The organism is Mycobacterium sp. TH-M15 (genome assembly GCF_057473705.1).
The window spans coordinates 1-8,482 of record NZ_JBYCLB010000532.1 but is presented as its reverse complement, the minus strand read 5'-3'; the positions used below and the strand labels follow the sequence as shown (position 1 = coordinate 8,482).

General features: G+C 71.8%; 9 protein-coding genes and 1 pseudogene. 6 read left to right on the top strand and 4 right to left on the bottom strand.

Annotation, left to right across the window (positions count from 1 at the left end):
* Positions 1-75, bottom strand: a pseudogene (locus AC2VNT_RS12990) (inorganic diphosphatase); the annotation flags it as partial.
* A gap of 167 nt (positions 76-242) precedes the next feature.
* Here AC2VNT_RS12990 and dacB point away from each other — a divergent pair.
* From dacB to hpt, 4 genes are read left to right on the top strand one after another with little or no spacing between them, the layout of a single operon-like run.
* Positions 243-1,622 carry a D-alanyl-D-alanine carboxypeptidase/D-alanyl-D-alanine endopeptidase gene (gene dacB / locus AC2VNT_RS12985; RefSeq protein WP_486947253.1) on the top strand — a complete coding sequence of 460 codons (1,380 nt, stop codon included), beginning with the start codon at positions 243-245 and terminating at the stop codon, positions 1,620-1,622.
* Positions 1,610-2,701: a zinc-dependent metalloprotease gene (locus AC2VNT_RS12980; protein WP_486947252.1), complete on the top strand. Its 1,092-nt coding sequence runs from the start codon at positions 1,610-1,612 to the stop codon at positions 2,699-2,701. The genes dacB and AC2VNT_RS12980 overlap by 13 nt, the downstream gene beginning before the upstream one ends.
* Positions 2,680-3,657: a tRNA lysidine(34) synthetase TilS gene (gene tilS, locus AC2VNT_RS12975; protein WP_486947251.1), complete on the top strand. Its 978-nt coding sequence runs from the start codon at positions 2,680-2,682 to the stop codon at positions 3,655-3,657. Before AC2VNT_RS12980 ends, tilS begins: the two co-directional genes overlap by 22 nt.
* Before the next feature lie 55 nt (positions 3,658-3,712).
* On the top strand, positions 3,713-4,306 hold the full coding sequence (gene hpt, locus AC2VNT_RS12970) for a hypoxanthine phosphoribosyltransferase (protein ID WP_486947250.1): 594 nt from the start codon (positions 3,713-3,715) through the stop codon (positions 4,304-4,306).
* Here hpt and AC2VNT_RS12965 read toward each other — a convergent pair.
* Entirely contained in the window at positions 4,303-5,046 is a 744-nt protein-coding gene (locus AC2VNT_RS12965) for an SIMPL domain-containing protein (RefSeq protein WP_486947249.1), read from the bottom strand. The genes hpt and AC2VNT_RS12965 overlap by 4 nt on opposite strands.
* Positions 5,047-5,164: 118 nt before the next feature.
* Between AC2VNT_RS12965 and AC2VNT_RS12960 the strand changes: the two genes are divergently transcribed.
* Positions 5,165-6,025, top strand: coding sequence for an SCO6745 family protein (locus AC2VNT_RS12960; RefSeq protein WP_486947248.1), 861 nt, complete (start codon positions 5,165-5,167; stop codon positions 6,023-6,025).
* A 14-nt stretch (positions 6,026-6,039) separates the two neighbouring features.
* Here the strand turns inward: AC2VNT_RS12960 and AC2VNT_RS12955 are convergent, their stop codons facing one another.
* Positions 6,040-6,663, bottom strand: a complete 624-nt coding sequence (locus AC2VNT_RS12955) for an HAD family hydrolase (RefSeq protein ID WP_486947247.1) — start codon at positions 6,661-6,663, stop codon at positions 6,040-6,042.
* Positions 6,664-6,800: 137 nt separating this feature from the next.
* Positions 6,801-7,769, bottom strand: coding sequence for an alpha/beta fold hydrolase (locus AC2VNT_RS12950; protein WP_486947254.1), 969 nt, complete (start codon positions 7,767-7,769; stop codon positions 6,801-6,803).
* A gap of 107 nt (positions 7,770-7,876) precedes the next feature.
* Between AC2VNT_RS12950 and AC2VNT_RS12945 the strand changes: the two genes are divergently transcribed.
* On the top strand, positions 7,877-8,482 hold a 606-nt coding region (locus AC2VNT_RS12945; protein ID WP_486947246.1), incomplete at its 3' end, for an ATP-dependent metallopeptidase FtsH/Yme1/Tma family protein.

The following is an 8,482-nucleotide window of genomic DNA, read 5'->3' as shown; positions in this document are numbered from 1 at the left end:
CCGACCGCTGTCGTGGTCGACCTCGTACTTGTTGCGCTGACCCTTCGGGATCTCGATGGTTACGTCGAATTGCACCGGATACGCTCCTTCGGCTGGTCTGGGCTGATCTGGACCGAGTGTAGGGTTGGCGGCTGCGCAGCCGAGGCCCGCCCCACGGTAGCGCCGCCGGGCCGCACCGGACTCTCACCCGGGCTCCGATCGCTGCTCATGCGGCAGAATCGGCCCAGACAGGCAGGAGAACCATGCGTCCCACTCGGTGGCGGCACTCCACCCACCTGGGGATCGCGGTAGCGGTGCTGGCGGTGGTCGCGGCGCTGGTCGCGGCCGGGTCGTTGTGGAGCTCGGGCGGGCGCACCGACCGGGCCAGCGGGCTGCCACCGGCGCCGACGATCACGGCCACCCCGGAGATGGTTCCGGTGCCGGCCGACGCGGCGGCGCCGACCGCCGACGGCCTGGCGGCCGCCCTTTCGGGCGTGCTGGCCGACCCGGACCTGGGCCGGCTGGGCGGCCGGATCACCGACGCGGCGACCGGAACCGTGCTGTGGACACAGCAGGACGGCCTGCCGCTGCAGCCGGCGTCGACCAACAAGCTGCTCACCGCCGCGGCGGCGCTGCTGACCCTGGAGCCGGGGTCCCGGATCAGCACCCGGGTGACCACCGGCGGCGAGCCAGGGCAGATCGTGCTGGTCGGCGAGGGCGATCCGACGTTGTCGGCGGCGCCACCCGGCGAGGCCACCTGGTATCGGGGCGCCGCCCGGGTGCACGACCTGGCCGAGCAGGTCCGCCGCAGCGGGGTGACGCCGACCGCGATCCAGGTGGACATCTCGGCGTTCGAGGGTGAGTCGATGGCGCCGGGCTGGGACGCGCTGGACATCGAGGGCGGCGACATCGCGCCGATCGCACCGGTGATGCTGGACGGCGGGCGGATCCAGCCGACGACCGTCGAATCCCGCCGGTCGGCGACCCCGGCGCTGGACGCCGGGCGGGCGCTCGCCGCCGAACTCGGCGTCGACCCCAAACAGGTGACCGTCGGGTCCGGCTCGGACAAGACCGAACGCGAACTGGCCTCGGTGCAGTCGGCCCCGTTGATGGTCCGGCTCGGCCAGATGATGGAGTTCTCCGACAACGTGCTGGCCGAATGCATCGGGCGCGAGGTGGCCGCGGCGATGGGCCGGCCGCGGTCGTTCTCCGGCGCGGTCGACGCGGTGACCAACCGGCTCGCCATCGCGCACATCGACCTGACCGGTGCCACCCTGATGGATTCCAGCGGGCTGTCGGTCGACAACCGGTTGACCGCCAAGACGCTGGATCAGGTGATCCAGGCGGCGACCGGGCCCGACCAGCCGGCGCTGCGACCGGTGCTGGACCTGTTGCCGGTCGCCGGCGGCAGCGGTACCTTGTCGGACCGGTTCGTCGACCCGGACACCAACCGGAACGCACCCGGTTGGCTGCGTGCCAAAACCGGGTCGCTGACCCACACCAACGCGCTGGTCGGGGTGGTCACCGACCGCGACTGGCGGGTGCTGACGTTCGCGTTCATCTCCAACGACGCCGGGATGACCGGCCGCAAGGCGATCGACGCGGTGGCCGCGACGCTGCGCAGCTGCGGATGCCGATCGTGAGACCACCGGCCGAGTCCCCGCCGGTGAGCATCGGGCGCACGGTCGACTGGCGGTTCGCCGCGACGGTCGGGTGCCGGTTGGCCCGGCCGGCGCCGCCGGCCACCGAGTACACCCGCGACCAGGCGATCGCCGATCTCGGCGACTCGGCTCGAACCGCCGAGCCGCTGGTGCGCGAGGTGACCGGGTTGGACGGCGGCACCGTGGTGCCGGACGTACGGGTGGTCGACCGACCGCAGTGGATCACCGCGGCGACCGAGTCGATGCGGGTGATGACCGGCGGGGCCGACCGGCCGGCCGGTCTTCTCACCGGCCGGGTCACCGGGGCGCAGACCGGTGCGCTGCTGGCCGTCGTCGCATCGGGCATCCTCGGCCAGTACGACCCGTTCGCCGGCGGTGCCGGCTGTCTGCTGCTGGTGTACCCGAACGTGATCGCGGTCGAGCGCCAACTGCGGGTGGTGCCCGCGGATTTCCGGCTCTGGGTCTGCCTGCACGAGGTGACCCACCGGGTGCAGTTCACCGTCAACCCGTGGCTGACCGGCTACATGCAGCAGGCGCTGGCGGCGCTGACCGCGGAAACCGGTGGCGAGGACGTGCTGCGGGTGCTGGGCCGGCTCGCCGGCTACCTGCGCGAACGGCGCGGCCCGCGGCACGCTTCGGCGTCCGACGGGGACGGCCCGGCGGCGAACCCGTCCGGGATGCTGGGCCTGCTGCGTGCGGTGCAGTCCGAGACCCAGCGGACCGCGCTCGATCAGCTGATGATGCTCGGCACCCTGCTGGAAGGGCACGCCGACCACGTGATGGACGCGGTCGGGCCGGCGGCGGTTCCGTCGGTGGCGACCATCCGGAGCCGCTTCGACCAGCGCCGCCAGCGCAACCAGCCGCCGCTGCAGCGGCTGCTGCGTGCGTTGTTGGGTATCGACGCCAAGCTCAGCCAGTACACCCGCGGAAAGGCATTCGTCGACCAGGTGGTCGATCGGGTGGGGATGGACCGGTTCAACGCCGTCTGGACCGGGCCGCAGACGCTGCCGCTGCCGATCGAGATCGACCAACCACAGCGATGGATCGACCGGGTGCTCTAGCCCGGCTGCACCGGGTGCTCGCCGGGTTCGCCGAAGCCCACCTGCCCGCCGCCGACCGCTGGTCGGTGGCGCTCTCCGGTGGCCCGGACTCGCTGGCGCTGACCGCCGTCGCCGCCCGGCTGCTGCCCACCACCGCGCTGATCGTGGACCACGGCCTGCAGTCCGGCTCGGCGCAGGTCGCCGAGACCGCGCGGGCGCAGGCGATCGGTGTGGGCTGCGTCGACGCCACGGTGCTGCCGGTCCAAGCGGGCCGAGACGGCGGCGCTCTCCGCGGCGGCATGGAGGCGGCGGCCCGGGACGCTCGCTACGCCGCCCTGGAGGCCGCCCGCGCCGGTGCCCCGGTGCTGCTCGGCCACACCCTCGATGACCAGGCCGAGACGGTGCTGCTCGGGCTGGGCCGCGGCTCGGGGGCCCGGTCGCTGGCCGGTATGCGGCCGTACCACCCGCCGTGGGGCCGCCCGCTGCTCGGCGTACGACGCGCCGAGACGCACGACGTCTGCGCCGAACTGGGGCTGATTCCCTGGCAGGACCCGCACAACGCCGACCGCCGGTTCACCCGCGCCCGACTGCGGGCCGAGGTGCTGCCGCTGCTGGAGGACGTGCTGGGCGGTGGCGTCGCCGAGGCGCTGGCGCGGACCGCGACCGCGCTGCGGGAGAACACCGCGTTCGTCGACGAGCTGGCCGGCGAGGCGCTCTCCGGCCTGGCCGGCCCGGCCGGCCTGGACGCGGCGGCGCTGGCTGCGCTGCCCGGACCGGTCCGGCGGGCGGTGATCCGCAGTTGGCTGCTGTCCTCCGGGGCGAAGGGACTCACCGACCAGCAGATCCGCGCGGTGGACGGGCTGGTCACCGGGTGGCGCGGTCAGGGCGGTGTGGCGGTCGGCTCCGACCTCCGCGGCCAGCGGTTGGTGGCCGGCCGCCGGGATGGGCTGCTGCGGCTGCGGCCCGAGCCGATCTGACCGGAGGTGGTTTTCGCCGGTCGCGGTTGGTCGCCGGCGGCGGACATGGCACGCTGTGGGCGTGGCTTCGGAGTTGTACTCGGGTGACATCGAATCCGTGCTGCTGACCGAGGAGCAGATCCGCGCCCGGATCGGCGAACTGGGCGCGCTGATCGGCCGGGACTACCGGGACCTGACCGGCGACGGAGACCTGCTGCTGATCACCGTGCTCAAGGGCGCGGTGCTGTTCGTCACCGACCTGGCCCGGGCGATCCCGCTGCCCACCCAGTTCGAGTTCATGGCGGTCAGCTCCTACGGGTCGTCCACGTCGTCGTCGGGGGTGGTGCGCATCCTCAAGGACCTGGACCGCGACATCAGCGACCGGCACGTGCTGATCGTCGAGGACGTCGTCGACTCCGGGCTGACGCTCTCCTGGCTGCTGCGCAATCTGAAGACCCGGCAACCCAAGTCGCTGCGGGTCTGCACCCTGCTGCGCAAGCCGGATGCCGCGCGGGCCGGCGTCGACATCGCCTACGTCGGGTTCGAGATTCCCAACGAATTCGTGGTCGGCTACGGCCTGGACTACCTGGAGCGCTACCGCGACCTGCCCTACATCGGGACGCTGGACCCGCCCGTCTACCAGCACCAGGCCGACGTGGGAACCGGTTAGGTCAGCTCCCAGACCGCGGTCACCGAGAAGCTCACCGTCTGCTCGCCCGGCTCCGTCGGCACCGGGGCCGCCATCGCGCCGCGGGGCAGCGGCACCGGGACCGGGCTGAGGGTGTCGGAGACCTCCGATATCGAGATCACCTTGCCGAGTTTGAGTTTGGCCAGCTTGGCATATTGCTCGGCGCGGTCCCGGGCGTCCTCGAAGGCGCGGCTGCGGGCATCGCGGACCAGCTGGGAATCGTCGTCGATCGAGTAGCTCACCGAATCGACCCGGGTGGCATCACCACCGGTGCTGACGATCACCGCCAGCACCTGGGACGCGGACTCCTGCTCGACCTTCACCGCGATCCGGTTGGCGGCCCGGTAGCCGCTGACCGGCGCGGGGTTGGGCCCCTCGGCGTTGCCGTACTGCGGCTGCAGGCTGACTCCGGTGGTGCGGATGTCCTTGCGGTCCACCCCGGCGTCCACCAGCGCGTCGATCACCGCCCGCTGGCGCTCCCCGGTCTGGGTCATCGCGGCGGTGACATCGGGTGCGACGAACTCGATCCCGGCGCTCACCGTCAGCGTGTCCGGGACGCCCTGCACCTCGCCGGTGCCGACGACCGTCACCTGGCGCGGGTGTTCCGCCGTCGGCCCGGCCTGGCTGTCGCAGGCCGACAGGCCACCGATCGCCAGTCCGACCAGCGCCAGGGCGGCGGCGGGCCTGCGGAGCAGAGTTCCGGGGCGGCGTGCGGTCGGCATGGCTGCAACCCTATCGTCCGGGCCACCGATGACGGGCGTGCGTGAGAAGGTGGGGCCAGAGAAGACCCGTCGACTCGGAGGTTGAGTCCTGGCCGTCGCCGTTACCCCGTCCCGAGCCGTGGCAGCGGCGATCGAGGCGTTCGCCGCCCAGGTGTACTTCGCCCCGGAGTGTCACCGCGGCTACGCGGCGCTGGGCTTCGGGCCCAGCCCGGGCAAGGGCGGTGCGGTGGAGCTGCCGGACGGGCCGGCGTACTTCTGCAGCCGCGGGTCGGCGCTCGGGCAGGTGCCCGGCGAGGTGATCGCGGCGACGTTCGCGGTGTTCAACCCGGCGGTGGTGGTGCCGGCGGTCGGCCACGGCTGGACGCTGACCGACGCGGCGACGATCTGCGGGCTGCGCACCGAGGGGGCGCTGGGCCAGCTGCGCCGGGTGCTCGGGGAGAGCCCGGCCGGTCTGCCCCGCGCGGTGGAGTTGCTGCGACGGGCCACCGAGCGGCTGCCGCTGGCCGGCAAGCCGCTCTTCGCCGGCCTGCTGGCGCAGGGCCTGCCCGGCGAGCCGTTGGCCGACGCGTGGCGGCTCGCCGACCGGCTCCGCGAATACCGCGGCGACACGCACATCGCGGCCTGGACCGCGGCCGGCTTCGACGGCACCGAGATCGGCCTGGTCGGCGAGGCGTACGCGGGCATGCCGCCGCGCAGCTATGTCCGCACCCGGGCGTGGAGCGACGCCGACCTGGACGCGGCCGAGGAGCGGCTGCAGGCCCGTGGCTTGGTCCGGGACGGTGTGCTCAGCGACGCCGGCCGGGCCGCCCGGGAGGCGATCGAGGTGGCCACCGACGACGGCTGCGCGCCGATCGTCGCGGCGCTCGGCGACGACCTCGACGAGTTGGTGGCCCTGGTCGGCGGCTGGTCGCGCCGGCTGATCGACGCCGGCGGATTCCCGGGCAGCTCGACGGAGCTGGACGCGCTCACCAAGGGGTGAGGCTCGAGTTTTGCTCAGTGAGTCCGATGCGCGGCCTTGCCTGCCGCAGCGGCCCTGGCGGATTGTGGAAGGCGCGTTGTGGTCGCGTGTCGGGCGTGACACGACCGGCTGAAGGGGTTGATGGTGTCTCCGTTACAGCCCGTCGGCCTTAAGGGTGGCGCCGGCGATAGGCCGATCAGTCGTGCTGAACAGCAGGAACGTACGCACGAGCAGCTACTGCAGGCCGGACGCCGGGTGTGTCTGGAAAAAGGATTCCATGGGGCCGAATGCCCCCGCGGCTCGGGCGGCCGCGACTCCGGTCGACGAGTCTTTCCTGCCACCCCGGTGTGCGGTGTGGCACCGAGCCGTTCAAATGCTCGCAGGTAAAGCTGCGGGTCAGGTTTGGGATGGGTGACTTCGTCTGCGGCGATGGATATTTCGAAGAATTGGTCGAGCCCTGACGACCTCAGCGCCGCGGTGAGCAGGGCTCGCGGGCTGTTGGTCGCCACGGCCATCGGGACCCTGCTGCCGAGGTGTTCAAGGAGCTGTCGGGCGCCTGGCATCGGGTCGACCTGCTTCGAGAGTTCTGCTTCAACGCGGGGGAGAGGCTCAGCCTGAAGCCGGGGGCCGCTGCCGGGGCGGCCGAAGTATCTGGCCATCTTGTCGCAGGCTGCTTCCAGGGTTCGGCCGATGAGGAATGCGCAGCAGGGGAATGTCGGTCGGGTCGCTGGTCAGCGGGCAAACAGTGATGGAGGCGGTCCCTAGGCATGAGCTGCCGTAGGGTCGGCCGCCGCGCTCACCAGGAGCCGAGCGACCCCAGGAACTCCAGCAGCAGCGCGTTGACCTCGTCGGGCCGCTCCTGCTGCAGCCAGTGCCCGGCGCCGTCGAGCAGCTCCTCCCGGTAGGGCCCGCTGACCACCTCGCCGGCCCGGTCCCGGCGGGTGAAGGCCAGCACCGGGTCGTCGCTGCCGCCGACGAACATCGCCGGCACGGCGACGGTGGCGGCCACCGGGTCGGCCATGATCTCCCAGTTGCGGTCCAGGTTGCGGTACCAGTTCAGGCCGCCGGTGAATCCGGTGCGGGTGAACTCGGCGACGTAGTGGTCGAATTCGTCGTCGCTGAGCCAGTCCGGCAGCCGGCCCGGCTCGGGCAGCCGGTCGAGGAAGCCCATCGGCCCCGGGGCCAGCAGCCGGGCCGTCGCCTCCGGCTGGTCGGGCGGTATGCGCCCACCGAACATCCGGCGCATGGTCCGGGCCGGGTCGGCGGCTAGCTCGGCGTCGGCGACTCCGGGTTGCTGGAAATACAGCAGGTAGAAGAAGTGGTCGCCGACTATCTTTCGGAACGCCTGCGTCGGCGGCAGCTGCGGGCGCGGCACCGGCGGGACGCTCAGCCCCACCGCCCCGGCCACCCGGTCGGGATGCAGCTGGGCGGCCCCCCAAGCCATCGGGGCGCCCCAGTCGTGACCGATCCACACCGCGCGCCGAGCACCCGCGTCGTCCAGCAGGCCGACCAGGTCGGCGGTGAGGGCGGCGATGTCGTAGGCCGCGACCTCGTCCGGGCGGCTGGACCGGCCGTAGCCGCGCTGATCGGGGGCGAGCACGTGAAAACCGGCGTCGGCCAGCGCCGGGATCTGATGGCGCCACGAGTAGGCCAACTCCGGAAAACCGTGCGCAAACAGCACCGTCGGCGCGCCGCGGTCACCGGCCTCGATCACCGAGAGCTGCACGCCGTTGGTGTCGACCAGGCGCCGGTTGAGGGTGGGCACGGTATCACCAAAGCACAACGCCGCGCGGCTGAACACCGCGGTCGCGGTAGCCTTGACGGTTGCAACTCCCTGTACTGGAAGGATTTGGCCGGTCACGGCCGATACTGATGAATCGGAAAAACGTCGTCCGCACGCTGACGGTGATCTCGTTCGTGTTGGCGATCGGCTGGGTGATCTTCTACTTCGGTGACACCACCCGCGCCTACCGGCCGGTGGACACCTCGGTCGCGATGGCCCAGATTCAGGATGGCAACGTCAAGAGCGCCCAGATCGACGACCGCGAGCAGCAGCTGCGGCTGGACCTGAACACCCCGATCGCCGTCGGCGCCCCCGAGCGTCACGAGACGTCGAAACAGGTCATCACCAAATATCCGACCGGTTACGCGGTGAACCTCTACGACGCGCTGAGCGCGAAGAAAGCCGACGTCAACACCGTCGTCAACGAGGGCAACGTCATCGGGTCACTGCTGGCGTACCTGCTGCTGCCGCTGCTGCTGCTCATCGGCTTATTCGTGATGTTCTCCCGGATGCAGGGCGGCGCCCGGATGGGCTTCGGCTTCGGCAAGTCACGGGCCAAACAGCTCGGCAAGGACATGCCCAAGACCACCTTTGCCGACGTGGCCGGCGTCGACGAGGCGGTCGAGGAGCTTTACGAGATCAAGGACTTTCTGCAGAACCCCAGCAGGTACCAGGCGCTGGGCGCCAAGATCCCC